The following is a 22595-nucleotide window of genomic DNA, read 5'->3' as shown; positions in this document are numbered from 1 at the left end:
CACGCCGTTTTTAAAAAAATGTATAGATAGCTGTAACTAAACCAACGACACTGACGATTAGAGTGAATAGCCAGCACATTGCTCAATGACTAATCAACAGCTCTAGAATGCTGCGGTTCGATTAATTTTTGATACAACAGATGCTAATTGAATTTTTTTAATTAGGGAACAAATAATTTACAGGTTTCTGTTGCTGGATGAGGTTAGTGTTGATAGCGTTTTTAAAGCTAATCATACTGCTGTTGGTCTTCACCTTTTGCTATTTTCTAATCGTCGGGCAAGATCTGCCTTGCACTTTTTCGTTCAACAGCTTAGTACTTTTGTAGGTACTGTGGCTATTTAACACTAACGTATATCCAGCACCAAAGTACCGCGGGCTGGTACGGTAAGTTGGTTGTCCAGCTTGATCGTTTTGCCGCTAATTACATCAGTAGCGGTTTTACCTTGCGGCAGCACTTCGCTAAAGCGGACTAAATCCAGCGTTACTGGCTCAGATTGTTTGTTCATTACTACCATCACGGTTTGCTTATCGTTGTAACGAAAGTACGTATAAGTGCCGTTATCGGGCGCGAAGTGCATCAGCTTACCGCTGTGAATAGCTGTGGCCGTTTTGCGCCAGTTCAGCAGGGTTTTCACTAGTTGCTGTGCGCTTTTCTGCGTGTTGTTTAGGCCTTTACCGGTAAAGGCGTTCACCTTGTCGCCAGCCCAGCCGCCGGGGAAATCAGCGCGTACTTTGCCGTCATCGCGGAACTTCGGGCTTTGCATGGCTATTTCGGTGCCGTAAAACATCTGCGGTATACCACGCATGGTTAGCAGGTAGCTGATAGCCATACGGTACAGGTTAATATCTTCATTCAGCAGAGAGAAAATACGCGCTGTGTCGTGGTTGCCTTCAAAGGTAACCAGATTAAACGGGTTGGCATAGATATGATCGTTACTGAGCATTTCGTACAGGCCAATCCAGCCACCGTTCCAGCTTTCATCAATGGTCAGTGCTTTTAGCATGGCGTCGTACAGCGGGAAATCCAGCATCGACGGGGTGTGCGACACATAACCGTCTTTATTTTGCTTACCCGCCTGCCAGTACGACACGATAAGCGGGTTGGGGCTCCACTCTTCGCCAACAATATTAAACTGTGGGTACTCCAGCATAAGTCGCCGCGCCCATTCGCTTAAAAACTGCTTGTCGGCATAGCTGTAGGTGTCTTCACGGATGCCGGACAAGTTGGCATATTCCACCCACCAAATGCTGTTTTGAATAAGATAAGTGGCCAGCAGCGGGTGGCGCTGGTTTAAATCGGGCATGGTGTCGACAAACCAGCCGTCGGTAAACTGCGCACTGTCTATTTTACTGGCGTAAGGGTCTTGCACTGTGCTGCGGCTATGGTTGGTGCCAACAAACGGCTTGCCGCTTAAAAAACTTTGATTATTCAGCCAGTTCTCGTCTGGTACATCTTTCAGCCACCAGTGCTCGTTACCGATGTGGTTCAGAATAATATCCTGAATCACCTTAATGCCTTTGTCGTTGGCTGCTGCGACGAAATCGCGGTACTGGCTATTGCTGCCAAAGCGCGCATCGATGTTGTACAGATCGGTAGCGGCGTAACCGTGGTACGAATAAGCGCTTTGGTTATTTTCCGTTAGCGGGGTTGGCCAGATAGTGGTGTAACCCATATCGGCAATGTAACCCAGCGCACTTTGCATACCGGCTAAATCGCCACCGTGGCGGCCGTTGTCATCAGCACGGTTTAGCTTGTCCGCCATGCCGGGCTGGTTATCATTCGCCGGGTTACCGTTGGCAAAGCGATCCGGCACCAGCAGGTAAATCACATCGGCAGCGCTGAAACCTTGCCGGCCGGCGGAGGCTTCGTGCCGCTTAAGCAGCGGGTAATTATGGCTAAGTACTGTTTCGCCGTTGTGGCTAAACTGCAACGCGATATCACCAGGCTTAACGTTGGCCGCCAGCTCCAGGTTTACAAACAGATAGTTCGGGTTATTGGTGCGTTCTACCCCGGTTAGGGTTACGCCATCGTAGTTAAGTGCCGGGGTGAGTTTGGCAATATCTTTACCGTACAGCATCAGTTGCAGCTCTGGGTGCTGCATACCGGCCCACCAGTTAGCTGGTTCTAAGCGTTCGATTTGAAAAGCCGGTGCTGCCTGCGCGTTAAGGCCACAGCTTAACACTGCCGCTGCTAGCATGTTTTTTGACAGTAACTTTTTGTTGTACATTAATTTTCTGCCTTAAAGCGGATGGCGGCGCCGCCACTGGTGGCCAGTGGCAAGGTTAAACTGTCGGTTGCGGTTACGCTTTTCTGCTCGATGATCATCTCGTACGGCTTGGTGCGCCAGTCGGCGTCTTTGCCATCGCGATAAATTTGCGCCGTAAAGCGTTCACCGGCCGGTAAGAAGTCCAGTTTTACTGTTACTGTGCGCGCTTGCTCGTCGGTCAGCGCGCCTAAGTACCAGTCAGCGCTGTGTTTATCCTGGCGGGCAAACACAACATAATCACCTACTTCGCCCTGTCGGGCTTTACTTTGTGCCCAGTCGGTTGGCACGTCTTTAATAAACTGAAAAGCTTTAGGGTGAGCCTCGTAGTGCTCGGGTAAATCGGCCACCATCTGGATCGGGCTATACAGCACCACATACAACGCTAACTGCTTGGCTAACGTAGTTTGCACGCGGTTTTCCGCATCTAATCCTTTATAGGCCAGGTTAAAAATGCCGGGGGTGAAGTCCATCGGGCCGGACAGCATACGGGTAAACGGCAGCATAGCGGTGTGCTCCGGCGGGTTTGGTGGTGAGCCCCAGGCGTTGTACTCCTGGCCACGGGCGCCTTCGCGGCTGATCCAGTTCGGGTAAGTACGGCGCAGGCCAGTGTCTTTAATCGGTTCGTGGGTATTAATGCTGATTTGGCGTTTCGCCGCTTCGGTCACCGAATACAAATAATGGTTTACCATTAACTGGCCGTCATGCCACTCTTTACGCTCTATACCGTTTTCATCGATGTGGGTAGCCTGGCCGCCATCGGCGACATAACCGGTTTTAATCTGGCTGACGCCGTGTTTGGCGTATAAATCATAAGCGTCGGCCATTTGCGCTTCGTAGTTGCTGGTATGGCCCGAGGTTTCATGGTGGCCAATCAGTTTCACGCCTTTTGCTTTGCCATAGGCAGTAATGGCGGCTAAATCAAAGTCGGGGTAGGGCGTAGTGAAGTTAAACACAGCACCGTTTAAAAACCATTCACCGTCCCAGCCCTGGTTCCAGCCTTCTACTAACACACCGTCAAAGCCGTTTTTGGCGGCAAAATCAATATACGCTTTAGTGTTAGCTGTAGTGGCACCGTGCTTGGGCCCGCTGCCCCAGCTTTGTGTTTCCAGGTGCATACCCCACCAGATACCGGCATATTTACCCGGTTTTACCCAGGACACATCGCCGAGTTTATTCGGCTCGTTCAGGTTTAAAATCAGATCAGAATTTAACAGGCCAACGGCATTATCTGCTATCTGAATGGTGCGCCATGGCGTGGTAAAGCTGCCATTGGTTTTTACCCGGATGCCGTCTGACCAGGGCGTTAAATCGCTTTTTAATACGCCGTCGCGCTGCTGATCGAGCACCATGCCTGCAAAATCAACCAGTGCCGCTTCATGGATGCTCAGATGCACGCCGCTTGGCAGTTTAAAGGTAAAAGGCGTGTGGGCACGGTCTACCTCGTTCAGCGCTGTAGTGCGGTACAGCATTTCATAGCGGTTCCAGCCCCTGCCCGGGATCCACCAGGCGGTAGTCTGCTTGCTGTCATCGATACGAAATTCGGTCAACTCGTCGATAATATCCAGCTTATCAATACCCTGATTGGGCACCTCGTAACGAAAACCTAGGCCGTCGTTAAACAGTTTAAAGCGCAGCGTAAAAGGCTGCTGACGCTGTGGGTGTTTTAACGTCACCACCAGTTCGTTATGTTGATCTACAACTGTTTCGCGCTCGCCCCACGGCTGCTGCCAGTTTTGGTTAACGCTATTGCGGCTGTGTTCGGTAATTTTATAACCTTTAGTCAGCGCCGGTAACTGCAGAAAACGAAAGCCCAGCGCTGAGGGTGCAATAACCTGCTGATTATGAAACTGCACCTGATAGGTCAGGCTGCTGTCATCCAGCGTCAGCTCAATATTGCCATCGGGTGAAGTAACACTAAGGCTGGCCGCCAGCAGTGAACAGGGTGTGAGCAGGGCTGCCAGCAGGCAGCGGGTTACAGACAGGCGCATAAGCATTTCCGGTACAGTGACAAAGCTTTTACCCTAGAGCATTGCACCAGTTTGCAGCAAGACAAAAGCCGACACTGCATACGTATTCAGCCACTGCCCTGACCAGTGGGGTTAGCGCTGTTGTCAGGTCAAGGCGGTAATTTGCCGCTGCAAAAAGCGCTGCTCCGGCGCTTGTTTGCACAGCTGTAGTGCTTGCTGATAGGCATATAATGCCTCTTCATTGTGGCCAAGCTGGCGCAGCAGGTCAGCCTTGGCGGCGTACAGCAGATGGTACTGGCTAAGCTCACCTTGTTGCTCCAGCTGGTTAATCAAAACCAGACCGGCTGCCGGGCCGTCGCGCATGGCAATGGCTACCGCACGATTCAGGGCAATAACCGGCGATGGATCGGCCTGCAACAGCAAATGGTACAGGCCGCAAATCTCCTGCCAGTCGGTGGTCGTGCTACTTGCTGCTTCGCTGTGTAATGCGGCTATTGCTGCCTGCAGTGTATAGGGGCCAATGCGGCGGGTGCGCAGTGCCCATTGCACCAGTTCGCCGCCTTCGCGTATTTCATCCTGTTGCCACAGGCTGCGATCCTGTTGTGGTAATAATACTAACTCGCCGTCGGCAGATACCCGGGCGTGGCGGCGGGCATGTTGCAGTAACATCAGTGCCAGTAAGCCAGCGGTTTCGGCGTCTGGCAGCAGTTCTAGCATTAAGCGGCCAAGCCGGATGGCTTCGTCACTTAAGCTGATATCCAGCAGCGCTGTGCCCATCGATGCCGAATAGCCCTCATTAAACAGCAGATAAATGACCTGCAATACCGCATCCAGCCGTTGCGGTAATTCGGCCGCTGGCGGTACTTGATACGGAATACGGGCATCGCGGATTTTACCTTTAGCCCGTACGATGCGCTGCGCCACTGTCGGCGTGCTGGTTAAAAAAGCGCTGGCGATTTGCTCAGTGGTCAGGCCGCAAACTTCACGCAGTGTTAGTGCCAGCTGGGCCTCGGTGGCCAAACTTGGGTGACAACAGGTAAAGATCAGCCGTAGTTGATCGTCGGCAATCACCTCGGGTTCGGCTGCATCTGCTGTGTTCAGCTGCGCCAGCAACTCATCGGGTAAGTGGGTTAAGCGCGATGTTTTACGCAGCTGATCTATGGCTTTAAAGCGCCCGGCTGATATCAGCCAGGCCACCGGGTTTGCTGGCAAGCCCTCGACAGGCCACTGTTGTAGCGCCGCATGAAAAGCCTCGTGCAGCGCTTCTTCTGCCAGCTCAAAATCGCCCAACAGCCTAATCAGTGTTGCCAGTACCTTGCGTGATTCACGCTGGTACATGGCACTTAGCTGAGCGCGAACCTGGCTGCCCTGAGCGGGATTAACCGGCATTTCTCTGCGGCCTGTTCAGACGTCGAGCTGGCGTACCGGCCGCACTTCGACCGAGCCAACCCGTGCGGCTGGTATACCGCTGGCTATTTGTATTGCCTCATTTAAGTCATGGGCGTCTACCAGATAAAAGCCAGCCAGCTGTTCTTTAGTTTCAGCAAAGGGGCCATCAGTAATACTGACTTTACCGCTGCGCACCCTGATGGTGGTGGCAGTGCTGACCGGTTGCAGGGCTTCTGCCGCCAGCATGCGGCCACTGTTATGCACTTTTTCCGCATACGCCTGACATTCGCTGTCGTGCGGGCTGTCGGGCAGGCAATGCAGCGTGTTTTCGTCACTGTACACCAGACAAAGGTATTTCATGCTGTGCTCCTTATGGGGTTAGGTCTGACAGAATAGCACCGGTTTGCATGTCAAATGGCATCGAGTAATGCTCGTGTACCACTTGCCAACCATTACTGCCATGTTGCCAGCACTGGGTGGCACGCATCCAGCATTTTTGCAGCTCGCCTTTTTCATTGGTGCCACCGCAGTGGGTTAAAAAGTGGGTAAATGCCAGCTGTTCTGCAGCTTGTATTTGCAGCTGGTGCATTTCAAAAAAAGACTCGCCGCTGCAAAACTCCATACAACGCTGCCAGTGTGCCCGGTAGTCAGCAAGGCCTTTAAATTGCAGCTGGCCAATGGCATCGAAGGCGACAATGTCGTTATGGTAGATACTGGTAATAGCCGCGACATCTTTGGCTCTTACCGCGCGTAGCCAGCTATTTAGCAAATCGCTGATCTGTTGTGCCTGTTTTACCTGATTCATTTTGTTGCTCCTGTTATTACCATCCAAGGTATAACTGGTCGCAACAGGTGTTTCCGGTTCGACAGGGCGGTGAAATTATTTACAGGCTTTTTTTCGGTGGCAGTGCAACGTTTGCGAAAATAAGCCCGGCAATCAGTGACATAAAGATTAAAAAGGTTTGCTGACCAATGCCGTCGGATACGACAAAGTCCTGGCCGGAAATCAGTGAGTTTAAGCCGATATAGGTTTTACTGCCCGGTACCAGTACGATAAGGCCGTGCATCGCCACGATGACCGCCGGTGCTTTCGCCAGCCGGGTAAACAGGTTGCTGTAGATGCCGACCGCAAAGGCACCGAGAAAAGCGCCCAGTGTATAGTCGAACATAGCAGCGCCGGTAATACTGACGGCATAGGCAATAAAGCCCGACGCCAGTGACCACAGTGTATATTTAGGCCGGCTTTTAAACAGAATAATCAGCGAGATACCTAAAATGCCAATTGCCAGCCAGGCAAAGCTGTGTGGTATCGGCGCAGGCTGGATAAAATCGACCGTGCCAAACAGGCGAAAGCCCAGCGCTATACCCAGGAATGCGCCAAAATACAGCTTAAACAGCAGCATCAGTGCATCCATAATGCGGGCATTGCCCGATACCAAATGCCGTGCCGCCAGTTCGGCAAAGCCCAATGTTAATGCCAGGCCGGGAATAAACGGAATAATCGCCGACAGCACCACTAAGCGGATATTGACGCCGGGGTCGATATAACGGCTGATGGCGCAGGCAGCCAGTGCAGCGGCCAGTGCTACTAAAGGCTCAAGCATATTGGCAATACGCGCCGAGCGCGCGGCCCACAGCATAAAGCCGTATACCAGCAACGACAGTAAAGACGACCACAAGACATCATTCCAGCTGGTGGCCATTAACATAGCGAAAGCACCACCGGACATCATCATTGCCAGCGCCGTAGCGCCTTTGCCATAAGGGTTAGGGCGGGCATCTATTGCATCGAGCAGCGCATCGGCTTCGTTCAGGCTGACTTTACCCTGCAGCACCTGATCGGCCAGTTCGTCAGTGCGTGATAAGGCGCCAAGATCCAGATCGCCCGGGTTAACGCGTGCGGCATGGGTATATTCCTGCTCGTGGCCTTCGGTCCACAGCACAAAGGTCATCGACGTAGGCGAAATAATATAAGAGCCTTTCAGACCAAGGTGGCTGGTCAGCTCGGCCAGGTGGGCTTCAAGCCGGTATGCCGGTGTGCCGTACTTATGCAGCATCTTGCCGATTTTGACGATAAATTTACGTTTCTGGGTAAAGTCGGCATTTAGCACTTAGCGCGTCCATCGGGGTTGTTAACCCGGTCATTGTAAAGGAAAAACTAAATCAGATATATGCAAAGCAACATTACTATCGCCAAGGCTGATCGATTTGCTTTAAACCGACCGTTGAAGCCCTGGACGGGCGTACAAATTCGTCGGGAACGAATTTGAACAGCTCCGCTGGCCCAGAGGGGGAACTTCGGGAAAGAAGTTCATAAACGAGCCTACAGGGATGTATTTACGGCGTGTCGGTGTAAGCAAACCGGTCAGTCTTTTTCTCAACCGACCGGATGTATCCGGTTGTCAGCGAATCGCTAGTTGGGTCAAATCCGCTTGCCAGTCAACTTTAATACTCAGCTGCCTGCTGGCTTTGTCGTAGTACGCCACATTTTCTAACCGGGCAAAGCGTGCCGGTTGCGGCACCAGCTGAATATAACGGCCATCGACACTGATGTGCGACGGCTTTGCCCGCTGGTTATGCACGACCAGCGTAACCTCGCGGTTTTGAGGTTTGCCGTTATAGTCGCCGCTGCGGCGCAGCTCAAACTTCTGCGTGCCGTTATCATTGAGGTAATAGAAATTCAGCCGCTCAAACTCGCCTTTGGCAATGGCCTCCGGTGTTTTGCCATCATCCTCATACATCTCGCCTTTAGCGCAGTCGATACTGCTATCAGCGTAATAGTGTAGGGTAAGCTGTTCACTGCTGTAGTCACGCGTGCTTTGCACCGGCTTCGTCATTGGCACAAAGCTGCCGGCTTTAACCAATACCGGTATAGTGTTTAATGTTACCGGCACTTCAACTTTAGCTGTGCCCTCGTAGCGCTTGGCACTGAAGTAATCAAACCAGACACCGCCCGGCAGTTGCACCGGCCAGCTTGTTACGCCGGGTTCGGTTACCGGCGCCACTAAGAAGGCATCACCCCAGAAGTAGCTGTTTTTTTCATCGAGCAGAGCGGTATTGGTTTCATCATAAAAGAACAGCGGCCGCATCAGTGGCGTACCGCTGACACTGTTCTGATAGGCCAGCGTGTAGTTATACGGCAGTAACTGATAACGCAAATTCAGCCAGGGCCGCAGTGTGTCGATGGTATCCTTGTCATGGAACACCAGCTCAGGTGCAATATGCTCCTGCGCGTGCGGGCGGAATACCGGCTGGAATACACCGTATTGCAGCCAGCGGATATACAGCTCTTTATCGAATACTTCACCGCCGGCAAAGCCGCCTAAGTCGGAGTGAATATAGCCAAAGCCGGATAGGCCCATAGTCAGCGCCAGCTCGACCTGGGGTTTTAACCCACCCCAGCTGCGGTCAACGTCGCCGGTCCAGGGCACCATGCCAAAGCGCTGGCTGCCAGGGGCACCGGCGCGCATCATAATAAAAGGCCGTTTGGCCGGGAAATACTGCTGCATGCCGCTGTAGACCATGTCGGCCCATTGATGGCCAAACGCATTGTGTACTTCGTTAGCCATACCGATGGCATGTACAGTATCTTCCGGGTGTACTTCCGGCTCGCCTAAATCACCCCAGACACCGGCCACGCCTTGCTCAGTCAGGCCCTGATAAATCTGCCAGAACCAGTTTTGGCCCTGCTCGCTAAAGACGTCAATCAGGCCGGTATTGCCAAAGTAAAAATCAAAGGTTTTAGGCTCGCCGTCAAGTCCTTTGGCTATAGCGCCGGCCGCTACTGCCTGTTGCCAGCGTTTTGACGTGGTCAGCACAAAAGGCTCGGTGACTAATATGGTGTTAATGCCGTCAGCGCTGAAATCGGCCAGCATTTGCTCCGGGTGAGGGAAGGCTTTGCGATCCCAGTCCAGGTTACCCATATGGCCCTGAATATCCGGGCCGAACCAGTATAAATCCAGCACTATCGCATCCAGCGGCAGTTTGGCATCACGGAATTTTTGCACCACGGCACGGGCTTCTGCCTCGCTGTGGTAGCCAAAGCGCGACGCATAGTTGCCCAGTGTCCAGCGCGCAGGCAGCGGCTGGCGGCCGGTTAAGGCGGTATAGTTACTGACCAGCTGCGGGTAACTGTCGCCGGCGACGACGACATAACTGCTGCGGCCACCTTCGGCACTAAATTGCAGTACGTTTTTGTCTGTAGCGCCTAAATCCGCTTCGCCTTTAGCGCTGTTATCAAACAGCAGCATGTATTTATTGCTCGATAGCAGCAGTGGCAGGCTGAAATACATCTGGCTGGATTCAGTGCTGTAGCCATAATGCGCTTTGTTATATAGCGGAAATTTCTGCCCGCGCCGATCCATACCCAGTACGCGTTCACCGCCGCCCAGCAGTTTTTCGCCCGGCGTTAACGCGAAACGAAAGCCATGCTGCTGGCTGTCAGCGTTTTGCACATAACCCTGCTCTTCGGCGAGCAACAGCTTGCCGCTACGGTAGTAGCTAAGCTTCAGCGGTGATTTTTCAATGTTCACGGTTAAGCCGGCACTGCTTAGTATCAGCTTACCGGCAGTTTCCTGTAGCCGTAGCGCAATATCAGCCGGGTTCTGGCTGACTGAGAATGATGGCAGTTGTTTGACACCTTTTGCCTGATAAAAGGCTTCTACCACATCGTCCTGGTAGAACGTTAGCGTGACGGCACCCTCGTCGGTTTTAATATTGAGTGTGCTGCCCTGCAGATCATGCTGTTGGTACTGTGCGGCCAGCAGCGCAGGTGCTGACAAAAAAGCAAATATAACGATTAATAAGCGCATGGTTTATAGCTCCAGGATCACAGAGGCTAAAGGCGCAAGCTCCAGCGCTATACTGCCTGTACCATTGCTTACCGTTAATGAATATTGGTTGTTGCTCAGGGCGTCGGTCAGGCTGTACTGACCATCGCTTAACTGCCAGCGCTTAATCAGGTCGGCCGGCAGCGTCAGGTTAAAACTCACTGCAGCGTCGGCGTTAAAGTGGCTGACAACCACCAGTTTTTGCTCATCGCTCCAGCGGGCGAAGGCCAGCTGCTGTTCGCTGTAACCGCTATTTGCGGCCAGGTTGGCGCTGTGCAGCTCGGCGTATTGTCCCATCAGCGCCGGCGCCTTAGCGGTAAAGCTGAGCAGCCTCTGATAGTAAGCATGCAGGGCTTTATCATCTTCGCTCAGGGCCGCGCCATCAAATTTGCCGCCATTCATCCATTTCTGATGTTGCGGCACGCCCCAGTAATCAAAAATGGTGGTACGGCTGGCATTACCAAAACCGGCGTCTGCTGCTGCCGGTTCGCCAACATGCTGACCAAAGTACAACATCGTAGGCGAGGTACTGATCGTTGCCGACACGACCATCGCTGGCAGGCCTTTTCTGGCATCGCCAGCGAACTCCGGCGCGGCGATACGCTGCTCGTCGTGGTTTTCTAAAAAGTGCAGCATATGGTGTTCAATATCAGCCATGCGCTGCTGCGTTTCAACCAGTGCCGAGGTTGGGCCCTTGCCCTGCATAACAAGTTTCAGGCTGTCGTAAAACTCAACTTTGTCGTACAGGTAATCCATTTTGCCAAGTTTAATGTAGTCGCGGTACAAATGCGGCTGATACACCTCGGCCAGCAAGAACGCCTGCGGGTTGGTTTGTTTGATATGCGAGTTTAAGTAGCTCCAGAACTCCACCGGCACCATCTCGGCCATATCATAACGAAAACCGTCGACACCTTTGGCCAGCCAGTACTGCGTAATATCGCGAAACTTGCGCCAGGAGTCCGGCACGGTTTTGCCTTGCCAGAACTGAAAATGCGCCTGCCAGTCTTTTTCGGCATAGTCTGCGGGTAAGCTGTCAAAATCATAGCTGCCGTCTGGTTTTACGCCGTAATTGATTTTTACGGTTTCATACCAGTCGTCAAAGGCTGGCTGGGCTGCGCGTGAGCCGTTACCTGTCCATTTTGCCGGATACTCGGCAAACTTTCCGTCGGCTAACGGATGCGCTTCACCGCCCAGTACCTTGTAACTGTCCGGGAAGGCCGGCACGTTAAACGCCTGGCCAGGCACGTAATAAAAGTTATTATCGCGGGCATACTCGACGGTGGTATCGTCATTGGCACCAAAATCAGTAGTGCCTTCAGGGTTAGACAACGATTGATACGCCCGGGCGACATGGTTCGGCACTATGTCTATCAGCACTTTCATGCCGTGTTGATGGGTACGGGCGACAAGCTGTTCAAATTCAGCCAGCCGGTTGGCCGGGTTGGTAGCGAGATCAGGGTTAACATTGTAATAGTCTTTGACCGCATAAGGCGAGCCGGCGCGGCCTTTGATAACGTCCGGGTCGTCATTACTGATGCCATAAGCGCTGTAATCGTTAACCAGTGCGTGGTGAGGTACGCCGGTATACCAGATATGGCTGACGCCCAGGGCTTTTATTGCGTCCAGCGCCTGGGGCGTAAAGTCAGAAAATTTACCCACGCCATTTTGCGCTAATGTGCCCCAGGGCTGATTGTTACTGTTAGTGTTGCCAAATAAGCGGGTGAATACCTGATACACCACAACTTTATGTTCAGTTGCCGGACGTTCAGCGGCAGGCTTTGCTGCTACCGGTTCGGTTTTTGTCGACATGGCGGGCTCCGGTGCTTTGCTGCATGACAGCAGCAGGCTGCCTGCGACACTCAGCAACAGTATGGTGGCGCTCTTACGCATAGATTCTACCCTGTGTTGTAGTTTTAATAGATTTGCTGCTGAGTGTATTACAGCTGACATGCATTTCTATGCTGCATACGTATGCAGCAGTCTGAATTTACGCGCTATACACTATAGTCGTAGGGCGCTTCCTTTTCTGCCTGCCTGCACTATGATGTAACAGAATCAAGTTGTTATCGCAAAGATGCGGAGCCTGTCTATGTTCAATTTCTCACTGAAAAATAAAATGCTGCTGCTGGCGGTGTTGCCAATGGCAACCGTAGTGTTGTTGCTGATGTTATTGATCTACAGCCAGATGCGCGCGATGGGAGAGCAGGAGGTAACTCAGTTTCGTGCTGACATGATGCAGGAGAAACAGGATGCGCTGGAGCACCATGTCGCAATAGCAGTCAGTGCGGTGGCGCCTTATATGACGGGCAATGCACTGGATGCTACCCAGCTGGAAGCCGCTAAAGCGGTGATCCGGGCGATGAAGTTCAGTGATGATGGCTATATGTTTGTTTATGATCTGGATGGCGTAAACATAGTGCATGGCTCTAATCAGGCATTGGAAGGGCGCAACCTGATCGATCTGAAAGACCCAAACGGCGTGTTTTTAATTCGTGAGCTGATAGCGGCGGGTAAAAAAGGCGGCGGCTTTGTCACTTACATGTGGGATGAAAAGACCCGCGGCGGCCTGACACCCAAACTCGGCTATGCAGCCGCAATGAATAATAACCGCTGGATTATCGGTTCCGGCTTTTATATCGACGATATCGACCGCCGTGTTGCCGGCAAAGAAGAGCAAATCAGCGAACGGATCCGCGATACCTTACTGATGATTATTGGCGGCGCCATAGTGCTGTTGGTACTGGTGGTGCTACTGGCGCTGTTTGTCGCCAATATGGTGGTGAAACCATTACAAAAAGCCTCGGCTGCGCTGATTGATATCGGCCAGGGCGAAGGTGATTTGACGCAGCGCTTGCAGATTGAAACAGCTGATGAGGTTGGCGAAGTGGCGCGCGGTTTTAATGAGTTTGCGCAGAAAATTCAGCAGCTGGTCAGTGAGGTTAAGCAGGCTGTCACAGCACTTAGCCACAGCGCGTCAACTATGCAGCAAATTGTCAGCCTGACCGATCAGGATGCGGGTACACAAAAGGCAGAAACCACTCAAGTGGCCGCAGCGGTATATGAAATGTCTACTGCGGTACAGGAAGTGGCCAGTAGCGCTGGTTTGGCGGCCAGTGCGGCACAGGATGCCGATAAAGAGGCCGTCGGCGGGCAGCAAAGTGTGGCCCAGACCATTAGTTCGATTAATAAACTGGCCGAAGAGGTCAATACCGCCGGCGATGCGATTGAAAAGCTCGGTGCCAATGCTGACCAGATAGGTTCTGTTGTTAACGTGATCCGTGGTATTGCCGAACAAACCAACTTACTGGCCTTAAATGCTGCCATTGAAGCCGCCCGCGCCGGCGAGCAGGGCCGCGGTTTTGCAGTAGTGGCTGATGAGGTCCGCACACTGGCGACCCGCACCCAACAAAGCACTAATGAAATTCAGCAGATGATCAACCTTTTTCAGCAGGGTACCAAAGATGCCGTGCAGGTAATGCAGCGCGGCCGTGAACAGTCTATCCAGACCGTGGCGCAGGCTGATCAGGCCCGTGAGTCGCTGCAAACCATTACCAAATCGGTCAGCACCATTACCCAGATGAATATCCAGATTGCAACTGCTGCTGAAGAGCAAACCGCGGTAGCGGGTGATATCAGCCGCAGTATTCATGAAATTGCTCAACTTGCCGATCAGGCGGCGAATAATGCCTCACAGCTGGCCAGTTCAACCGGTGAGCTGACCGAGCTGGAGCGACGCCTGAGTGCTCTGGTACAACGCTTTAAGGTGTAGCAGTTTGCAGTGACGGCTGTGGCAATGGCCTGCGCACAAACCAGCGGCCGAGGTGCCACAGCAGCCACAGCGACAACAGCGGAAATACCAGCGTCTGCAGGCTGTACACCACTATTAGCTGAATAAGCTTTTCAACCATGGTGTCAGAAAAGCTTTTCATGGCTGAGAACATATCATTGGCTTTGGCGGCCATTTGCCGCAGCCAGCTGAGCGAACCATCGTTGGCATTGGTAAGGGGTTGTTCAACCCGCTGCAGCGCAGCCGTTTCACCGGTTAATGCCGCTTCTGCCGCAATGCGCTGAGGCTCCAGCACCCAGTCTGACAACTCAGACACGCCAAAAGCCGCCAATGGTACGCCGATACGGATCACCAGCAGCACAGCGATAAAAATACGTAGCAAGTAGATACTGCTGGCCCGCCAGCTGGCAGGCCCCACTAATACCAGCAGAGTAGATACCAAAATGCCACTGCCAAACAGGGGCAACGCCGCCAGCTTGGCAAATTCAAGCAAGAACAGCTGTAAACCGATAGATGTCATCGCGATAACCATTAAATCGGAATAGCGCACGGCCATATCCTGCAACGGTTTAAGTAACTGGCCCGGTTTAACACTGGCAACCCCGACACCGACTTCAGCTTCTGACACAAAAGCAATGCCGCGGTCAATCAGCCGGGCGGTAGCGAAAGAGGCGCTGCTTAGCAGCAGGCTGTGCTGCAGTACCGAATGAGCTTTGTCATCCAGCGGCGCCAGTGCGGGGTTAACCACCCGCTGCTGCAAAATGCCACTGTACAGCGCCACAGCCATGGCTAAAACTGCCAGCGAGACCACAAGCAGGCGCCGTGCGGGGCTGAGCTGGCGGATGTATTTCATACTGGCCTCCATCAGTTGTGTGGCTTAGACAGTCAGACGCAAGAGTGTAGATCAGCTATCTGAGCCCAGTATTAACGATATTGCCGTGCAGATAAAGCAAAGGCACCAAATGGTGCCTTTGCTGAGGGTTATACCAGCTTTAATGGCGGCGGTTGTGTCCACTGCGGCGTATCAATGATAACGCCAGCAAGGCCAGCAGCCACGGGTTGAAAGCACCGCCTGATGATTTCTCTGGTGGTGTCACTACCGGCGGCACTGCCTGCACAGTGACACTTACTTTGGCTTGCGCCGTGCCGCCGCGGCCGTCACTGATTTGTACACTGATCTCGTCAGTACCGCTGAACCCGGCCTTAGGTGTATAACGCAGCGTTTGAGCAGCTGTTATCGCCACAGTACCTTGCTGCGCGGCAGCGCTGCTGATACTTAGCGTATCGCCATCAGCATCACTGGCATTGGCCAGCACGTTAATATCAATCGCGGTTTTGTCGTCTGTACTGGCGGTGCTGTCTGTGAAGGACGGCGGCCGGTTATAGTAAACGGTCAGATTCACTGTGGCATTGGCACTGCCATTGTTACCATCTGCGATACTGTAATTCACCACAGCATTACCGATAAAGTCCTGCGGTGGGGTATACCACAGGCTTTGGCCGTCATCACTGATAACAACAGTGCCAAAGTTAGCGGATGCTTGCTGAATAGTTAACGTATCACTATCTGCATCGCTATCGTTGTCCAGTACGTTAAGCTGGTGCGTCTGATTCCACTGTACACTGTAGGTATCATCACCTGCCAGTGGCGCTATGTTATCCGTTACCGGCACTGCGACGGTACCGGGGTCAACTACAGCAGAGTTTACCTGGCCGTCGTCATCGTTCGGGCCGCCATCTTCGATGGTTAGCTGCACACACCAGTTGCCTGCGATAAGGCCTGGTTGCCATTGCGCATCGCCTGGCGGTGGACAATAGCCTGTTGCCCCTGTCGCAGATGCAACGAGGTTATTGCTGTCGACGACAAAGCTTTCCCATTGCCCACGGCTGAACTTGCGATAGATACCGCCTGCAGGGATAGGTGCAGCTTGCGGGATCACTATGCGCACGGATTGCCCTCTTGCTGGCAAGTCAGTCACAGCAAAGTCGAATATACCGCCGACCGCTTTAAAGCCGGTGTCTGCAGGTATGCTGTGTACGCTTTGCAATTCGTTACTAAACAATTCTGCACCGCCTGACTGGCCCGCCAGCGCAAAGCGACCTAAACGGCAAAGGACACCCGGATCACATTCCATCAGGAAAGCATTAGTGGTATTAATTTGCTGCGGCAGAATATTGCTTGATGGCATATTGTCCAAATAATCTGGAATGCCATTGCGGTTGGTATCTCCGCTGCCTTCCTGAGCGTCAGGAATGCCGTCCTGATCAGTATCCTGTTCCGCGTCCAGCACGGGTAAGGCGGCAATCACACGGAAATAGTCTGACGCTTGCACCGTTGTACCTGCTGAATCTGTTACCTCAACCTGAACTTGCTGTACGCCGTTAAGGTTATCTGGGGCAAAGCTGATGCTATCGCCATCATCAGTAAAATCGATGTTTTGCGGCAACTGCCAGCTATAGCTGTGGGTATCGCCAGTATTTACGTCATTGACACCGGCTTTAACCGTTACCGGACCGCCAGCAGGAGTTACCAGTGATGTCGCAACGCCTTGTTGCATTACCGTAAGCTGTACAGTGGGTGCAAGGTTTGCTTCAGTAATGCTAACCGGAGTACTGGCATTGGGGGTTAGATTCGGGCCGCTGTTTAGCGTAATAATCACGTCTTTTTCAGTTACATTGCTGAGATCCGCAAACACATTAAAGTGAATACTGGCTCGCAGTCCTGATGTGATTTGTACAGTACCGGCTACTAAATCGTGGTCAGCGGCTGTTGCTGTACCGCCCACACTGTAGCCTATTTCAACCGGGTAGCCAGGGGCTTCACCGTTTAGGATGACATCAACAGCTACCTCGCTATTGTTGGTAACTGTCTGGGCTTTACTTAGTGAGACTAAAGGTTGCACACGCAGTATCTGGCTGGCGGTACTGCTCACGCCTTCTGCATCGGTGGCAGTCCAGTACAGTTGATGTTCACCCGGGCTAAACAGCAGGCTATCTTTGTCCAGAGCCACTGCCAGCCGGTTACCATCGCGGTCAATTGCCATGGCTACGCCAACATCAACTTTGGTAAACAACCCGGTTGCATTGACGGTCAGGTCGTCTGGTACCGTAACGACCGGGGCGTCCGGATTACTGCCTTCTATCTGCAGCATAACATCAGCACTGTCGTTGAATTCGCCATCGGTAATGCTATAACTGAGGCTTATCGCGCCACCGAAGTTCTCCGGTGTTGTTAATAGCAACTGGTTATTCTGCACCTGCACAGTACCAATGCTGGTCTTGGCAAAGGTAATGCTCAGGCTGTCATTATCCGGGTCGGTATCGTTGGCCAGCACATTCAGCGTATAAGTGCCCGACAGGCTAAACGGCAGGGTGAAGCTGTCGTTTTCAGCTTGCGGTGCTTCATTTACGGCGACGACCTGCAGATTAAAGGCTGGCAGGCTGGCACTGAGCGCGCCGTCAGATACCGAGATCACAATGCCCTGAGTCGTGCCGACATCGCTGCGCTGCGGCGTACCACTCAGTGCTCCGGTGCTGGTGCTGAAGTTTGCCCAAGTTGGCTTGTTGCTGATGCTGAACGACAAGCTGTCATTGTCAGTATCAGATGCCGTTGGTACAAAGCTGTACGCTTGTCCCTGCTTTACCGTTGTCGTTGGTATGCCGCTTATTTGCGGTGCAGTGTTTGCCCGGGTAACTTCAATACTGAATGCGGGTAAGGTGCTGGACACAGTGCCGTCCGAGACACTGATAATGATACCGCTGCTGATGCCGACATCAGTGACTGACGGCGTGCCGGTTAAGGCGCCATTCGCTGTATTAAAACTGGCCCAGGCCGGTTTATTACTGATGCTGAATGTCAGTTGATTATTGTCGGCGTCGCTTGCTGTTGGTACAAAGTTATAGGCAGTACCCTGTAAAACCGTCGATGCAGGTGAGCCGCTAATGACTGGCGCCTGATTGGGTGACTGCGGGGTAACACTGTTTGATGCAGCTGACGCTGTACCTGAACCGGTGGCATTGGTTGCCGTCACCCTGAAAGTATAGGCTGCACCGTTGGTCAAGCCGTTAACTGTAAGTGGTGAGCTGGCGCCGGTAGCTGTCAGACCTCCTGGAGTGGAGGTTACGGTATAGCTGCTGATTGCGGACCCGCCATTGGATGAAGGTGCATTAAAGCTGACTGTTGCCGAGCCATTTCCTGCCACGGCGGTCACCCCGGTGGGGGCCCCCGGTAGCAGAGTATTGGTCAGGCTAAGGTCATTACCGCTGCCACCTGCATAACTCACAATTAAATTGCTTGAATTGCCACTGGCGACAAAAGAAGCGCCTTCAGCGATATCTGTAAAGGTGCCCGTAATGGCGTCGGCACCATCATTTGAGATGACCTCATATGTATCGCCGTTGGCGGCGACATAGCTGTGCGTTGCTGAAATGTTGGCTCCGGCCAGTGACACTGCACCGGCAACAGTCAACTGATCGTACTGGGTGGCAGCTGTGGTGCCGGTGATATCCAATAACAGATTGGCGCCGCTGTTAAGCACCAGGTTACCTGCTACGGTTAATAGCCCGGGCCCTGCATTACCTGGTGACAGATTACCACCATCTGCAACGACAATCGTCGGGGTCGTACCTGTAGCGGCCAGTGTTGCACCGGATGCCACATTGACATTTGAACTACTGGATAGGTCGCCGGTGATTAACAGGGTACCGGCTGAAACCTGAGTGGCGCCACTAAAGGAACTTGTGCCGCTAAGCGTAAAAGTACCAGTACCTGCTTTTGTTAAAGCACCAGCACCGCTGATCACGCCTGACAGGCTGGTGCTGCTATTGTTAGCCCCAGCGGTTAGGGTGCCACCGGTTAATACCAGGTTACCGGCACCTGCCACTGAACCTACAGTTTCACTGCCAGCAGGCAGAATCAGACTGGCACCGGCACTTACTGATACCGCTACTGAATCTGCCAGCGCGTTGCCATTAGCCAGTGCTAAACCACCCGCCGCCACGGCAACTGTGCCTGTTGCGGTATTGGTTGCACCCAGCGTAAGGGTTCCTGCTCCTGCTTTGCTTAAACCGCCGGAACCGCTGATTACACCGCCAAGGGTCATGGCATTGGCATTGCTAATAGTGGCATCGCCTGCCAGAACAATGGCGTTGGTAATTGTCTGGGCCGTACCGGTAAGGGTTAACAGGCTGGAAGGATTGATGGTAACTGCACCTGAACCCAGATTAGTCGAATCTGATACTGTCACACCATTGGTGCCAGAGATAGCTAGCCCCCCCGAGAAACTATTGTTGCCACTGAGCGTTAAATTGCCGCCACTGGTTTTACTTAAAGCACCGCTACCACTGATATTGCCTGACAGTGTCAGGGTTTGTGCCGCGTTTAATACTTGAACACCCCCACCACTAGCGCCCAACACTATGGCGTTATCAAAATTGAAGCTGGCCATGTTATTGCCCAGCACTCCGCCATTCAGCGTCAGGCTTCCTGTGGAGAAGGCGCTGTCGCTGTCGATCCACAGTTCGCCGGCGTTTACCGTGACATCACCGCTGTAACTGTTGGTGTTATTGGTATTGGTCAGGATTAAACGGCCAGCACCGGTTTTGGTTAAAGCGGCGGCACCGGTCAATTCACTATCCAGCGTTAACCTGTCACCACTGCCATTGGTTAAATTGAGGCTACCGGCCAAAGTGAAAGTGCTGCCGGTAATAGTGGCAGTACCCAGTGCATCGGCATTCAATATGATGCCTGCAGGAACCGTCAACGGTGCTCCTAAAGTGATAGTGGTGCCACTGAGCCCAGCCGCAAAATCAACAGTACCATTCGCCGCTACATAGGCAAAAGCTTCGCGCAATGACAAGCCGGCACCATCGGCAAAATCAACAGCCAGGCTACCGTCGATAGTTGCATCGGCACCGGCGTCGGCATTGGTAGTTACCGTGACTGGCCCGTCAATCGTAACCGCCAGCGCTGCTGATGCTGCACTGACATTAGTGGCTGCATCCGTTGCCGTAGCGGTGATGTTGTGTACACCATTGGCTATCACGCCTGAGGTATAGCTCCAGTTACCTGAACCATCCGCCATGGTAGTACCTAAAGCTCCGCTCAGGGATGAAATCAGCGTTACTGTGGCATTGGCCTCGGCCGTGCCGGTAAAGGTGGGCGTATTGTCGCTGGTGATATTGTCGGTATTGGATGCACCGGTATCCGAGGCTGCATCCAAATCTGGTGTACTGGGCGCAGCAGGTGTATCGCGATCCACGCTATGAGTCGTGCCACTGCTGTAAGCCGCTACACCATTGCCAGCATCATCCACAATATTGGTTGAGCCATTGAGGTTTAGCTTAAGAGTACCCGTACCGGTGATGGTATTAATGGTGACGTTAACACCAGCGCCTGATGCTGCTGAGACACTGGCGATAGAACCTGAGGCGGTTCCAGTAGTGACTAACGTAAAGTCATCAGTGGATATATTATTTACTGATTCATCAAAGGCTACGGCAAAAGCCATACTTGCCGCATTGGCTGCTGGTAAACCTGTTGGGGTAATGCTGCTGACACTGGGAGCGACAGCATCCACCACCAGCGCTTTATTTGCACCCAATGAGTTGGCTGCACCAGGTGTTGCCAGCGTCAAGGTTGCATTATTACCGGCTGCATCTGCGATAGTACCGCCATTTAAGGCCAGGGCGTTGGTGCCAACATAGTCCAGATCGGCAGAGTTATCGCCTGCCTGCACCGTATAGGTGAAAGTGAGGGCACTGCTGCCAGTACCGCTGGCGTAATCAATGGCGCGATCGGTATTGCCTGTTTCCAGTGTTAGCTGTGGTGTGCCAGTAACTGTAACTGCTTCACTGAAGTTAATCTGGATGCCGATAGAATCTCCGACCTTGTAGGCACCATCGGCGGTACTGGAATTCACCGATGACACCGTAGGTACTACACCATCTACCACTATGGCTTTATTCGCGCCCAACGAGTTGGCCGCACCGGGAGATGCCAGTGTCAGGCTGGCGTTATTATTGGCGGCATCACGAATAGTGCCACCATTTAAAGCCAGTGAATTGGTTGCGACATAATCGAGATCAGAAGAGTTATCACCTGCCTGCACGGTATAGCTAAACGTCAGCTGAGTTGATCCCGAACCGCTTGCATAGCTGACAGTGCGATCGGTGCTACCGGTTTCCAACGTCAACTGCGGTGTGCCGCCACCGGTGTTGACCGCAACGGCCTCACTAAAACTGACTTGAATACTGACTACATCGCCCACTTTATAGGTGCCATTGGCAGTACTAGAATTAACCGAGGTCACTGAGGGCACAATACCATCAATGACTAAAGCTTTATTCGCCCCCAAAGAGTTGGCAGCGCCGGGACTTGGCAAGTCCAGATCAGCACCATTGTTGGCCGAATCGCTGATAGTTCCACCATTTAATGCGAGCGAATTGGTGGCGACATAATCCAGGTCAGAGGTATTGTCACCCGCCTGAACGGTGTAGGTGCATGTCATGCTAGTGCCGGTGCCGCTCGCGCAACTCGCTACCCGGTCGGTAGAGCCGGTTTCCAGTGTCAGTTGAGGTGTGCCGGTCACTGTCACAGTTTCATCAAAGTTGACCTGAATACTAATGGCATCACCTACTTTGTAGGTGCCATTTGTTGTGCTGGAGTTGACCGAGGTTACTGTGGGATCGGTGGTGTCGGGTGATACGGCAGGGCCAATGTTAATATCATCAATATAGATGGAAACATCAGAATCACCATTTTGGCGCACGATCCGAATTTCATCGAGGTACTGCCAAACAGCTCCCGCGACAGTAACCAAAGTGCCGCCAGAACCATAAGCTCCCGCATTAAAATTTTGAGTGGCTCCCGCAGCGGGGCTGCCATTTAAATACCCCACCAAGCGATAATCGGTGCCCGCTGAAGCACCGTTTTCCACCCGAACAGAAATAAATGCAAATTCTTCTCCCAGGGTAGCCTTGAACACTGCTGCCGCATTTCCGGTACCTTCCGCAAAATTACCATTAAGATAAGCGGCTTTATCAAAATTATTATCTGCGAGCGAAGTTAGAGCCGATTGATTTGTAATATCAACAAACGCATTAGGGCTTGTATCTTGGGTGCCTGCCGCATTGAGTAAAGTAAATGTCCAGTTATTAATTGTTCTTGGTGCACCTGGGGTTCCAAAGCTCATTGTGTTGCCATTGTCACCCAAAACGACACCATCAAAATTTTCGTATGTGGGAACAGCTGCATATACCGCTGCGCTGTTTAAACATAAGGCTGCAAACAGCGAAGCCAATCCTGGCCGTGATAGTGAGTACTTCATAATGTTCCTTTAATTAGGATATGCGCAA

At 52.6% G+C, this 22595-nt stretch carries 11 protein-coding genes; 1 reads left to right on the top strand and 10 read right to left on the bottom strand.

Annotated features, from left to right (window positions below):
* Positions 1–345: 345 nt before the first annotated feature.
* The 8 genes from AC5SV9_RS08720 to AC5SV9_RS08685 all read right to left on the bottom strand — a co-directional run bounded on the left by AC5SV9_RS08720 (position 346) and on the right by AC5SV9_RS08685 (position 12343).
* Entirely contained in the window at positions 346–2229 is a 1884-nt protein-coding gene (locus AC5SV9_RS08720; RefSeq protein ID WP_475148141.1) for a glycoside hydrolase family 13 protein, read from the bottom strand.
* Positions 2229–4256 carry a glycoside hydrolase family 97 protein gene (locus AC5SV9_RS08715; RefSeq protein ID WP_475148140.1) on the bottom strand — a complete coding sequence of 676 codons (2028 nt, stop codon included), beginning with the start codon at positions 4254–4256 and terminating at the stop codon, positions 2229–2231. Before AC5SV9_RS08715 ends, AC5SV9_RS08720 begins: the two co-directional genes overlap by 1 nt.
* 123 nt (positions 4257–4379) lie before the next feature.
* On the bottom strand, positions 4380–5624 hold the full coding sequence (locus tag AC5SV9_RS08710; protein ID WP_475148138.1) for an RNA polymerase sigma factor: 1245 nt from the start codon (positions 5622–5624) through the stop codon (positions 4380–4382).
* Positions 5625–5639: 15 nt separating this feature from the next.
* Positions 5640–5984 (bottom strand): YciI family protein, encoded by a 345-nt coding sequence (locus tag AC5SV9_RS08705; RefSeq protein WP_475148135.1) that lies wholly within the window; start codon positions 5982–5984, stop codon positions 5640–5642.
* 10 nt (positions 5985–5994) lie between these two features.
* The gene (locus AC5SV9_RS08700) at positions 5995–6429 is read right to left on the bottom strand and encodes a YybH family protein (protein ID WP_475148132.1); all 435 of its coding nucleotides are present in this window, start codon (positions 6427–6429) and stop codon (positions 5995–5997) included.
* Positions 6430–6508: 79 nt separating this feature from the next.
* Positions 6509–7735: a threonine/serine exporter family protein gene (locus tag AC5SV9_RS08695; protein ID WP_475148129.1), complete on the bottom strand. Its 1227-nt coding sequence runs from the start codon at positions 7733–7735 to the stop codon at positions 6509–6511.
* Between the two features lie 291 nt (positions 7736–8026).
* A complete protein-coding gene (locus AC5SV9_RS08690) occupies positions 8027–10435 on the bottom strand; it encodes a glycoside hydrolase family 31 protein (protein WP_475148126.1) in 2409 nt (802 codons plus the stop codon).
* Between the two features lie 3 nt (positions 10436–10438).
* Positions 10439–12343 (bottom strand): alpha-amylase family glycosyl hydrolase, encoded by a 1905-nt coding sequence (locus AC5SV9_RS08685; RefSeq protein WP_475148124.1) that lies wholly within the window; start codon positions 12341–12343, stop codon positions 10439–10441.
* A 199-nt stretch (positions 12344–12542) separates the two neighbouring features.
* Here AC5SV9_RS08685 and AC5SV9_RS08680 point away from each other — a divergent pair, with 199 nt between their 5' ends.
* A complete protein-coding gene (locus AC5SV9_RS08680) occupies positions 12543–14222 on the top strand; it encodes a methyl-accepting chemotaxis protein (RefSeq protein ID WP_475148121.1) in 1680 nt (559 codons plus the stop codon).
* On the opposite strand, the gene AC5SV9_RS08675 is transcribed toward AC5SV9_RS08680, so the two are convergent.
* Together AC5SV9_RS08675 and AC5SV9_RS08670 are read right to left on the bottom strand one after the other, a co-directional pair.
* A complete protein-coding gene (locus AC5SV9_RS08675; RefSeq protein ID WP_475148119.1) occupies positions 14212–15093 on the bottom strand; it encodes a hypothetical protein in 882 nt (293 codons plus the stop codon). The two genes, AC5SV9_RS08680 and AC5SV9_RS08675, sit on opposite strands and share 11 nt — an antisense overlap.
* A gap of 139 nt (positions 15094–15232) precedes the next feature.
* A complete protein-coding gene (locus tag AC5SV9_RS08670; RefSeq protein WP_475148117.1) occupies positions 15233–22432 on the bottom strand; it encodes an Ig-like domain-containing protein in 7200 nt (2399 codons plus the stop codon).
* Positions 22433–22595 lie beyond the last annotated feature (163 nt).

The organism is Rheinheimera sp. ATLC3 (assembly GCF_059429535.1).
This window is presented reverse-complemented; position numbering and strand designations above follow the sequence as displayed.

Bases quoted from the DNA above. Each gene is read 5' to 3' on its own strand.
- AC5SV9_RS08690 (WP_475148126.1), bottom strand. From the start codon at position 10,435: ATGCGCTTATTAATCGTTATATTTGCTTTTTTGTCAGCACCTGCGCTG.
- AC5SV9_RS08670 (WP_475148117.1), bottom strand. From the start codon at position 22,432: ATGAGCTTTGGAACCCCAGGTGCACCAAGAACAATTAATAACTGGACA.
- AC5SV9_RS08685 (WP_475148124.1), bottom strand. From the start codon at position 12,343: ATGCGTAAGAGCGCCACCATACTGTTGCTGAGTGTCGCAGGCAGCCTG.
- AC5SV9_RS08715 (WP_475148140.1), bottom strand. From the start codon at position 4,256: ATGCGCCTGTCTGTAACCCGCTGCCTGCTGGCAGCCCTGCTCACACCC.
- AC5SV9_RS08705 (WP_475148135.1), bottom strand. From the start codon at position 5,984: ATGAAATACCTTTGTCTGGTGTACAGTGACGAAAACACGCTGCATTGC.
- AC5SV9_RS08700 (WP_475148132.1), bottom strand. From the start codon at position 6,429: ATGAATCAGGTAAAACAGGCACAACAGATCAGCGATTTGCTAAATAGC.
- AC5SV9_RS08675 (WP_475148119.1), bottom strand. From the start codon at position 15,093: ATGAAATACATCCGCCAGCTCAGCCCCGCACGGCGCCTGCTTGTGGTC.
- AC5SV9_RS08720 (WP_475148141.1), bottom strand. From the start codon at position 2,229: ATGTACAACAAAAAGTTACTGTCAAAAAACATGCTAGCAGCGGCAGTG.
- AC5SV9_RS08680 (WP_475148121.1), top strand. From the start codon at position 12,543: ATGTTCAATTTCTCACTGAAAAATAAAATGCTGCTGCTGGCGGTGTTG.
- AC5SV9_RS08710 (WP_475148138.1), bottom strand. From the start codon at position 5,624: ATGCCGGTTAATCCCGCTCAGGGCAGCCAGGTTCGCGCTCAGCTAAGT.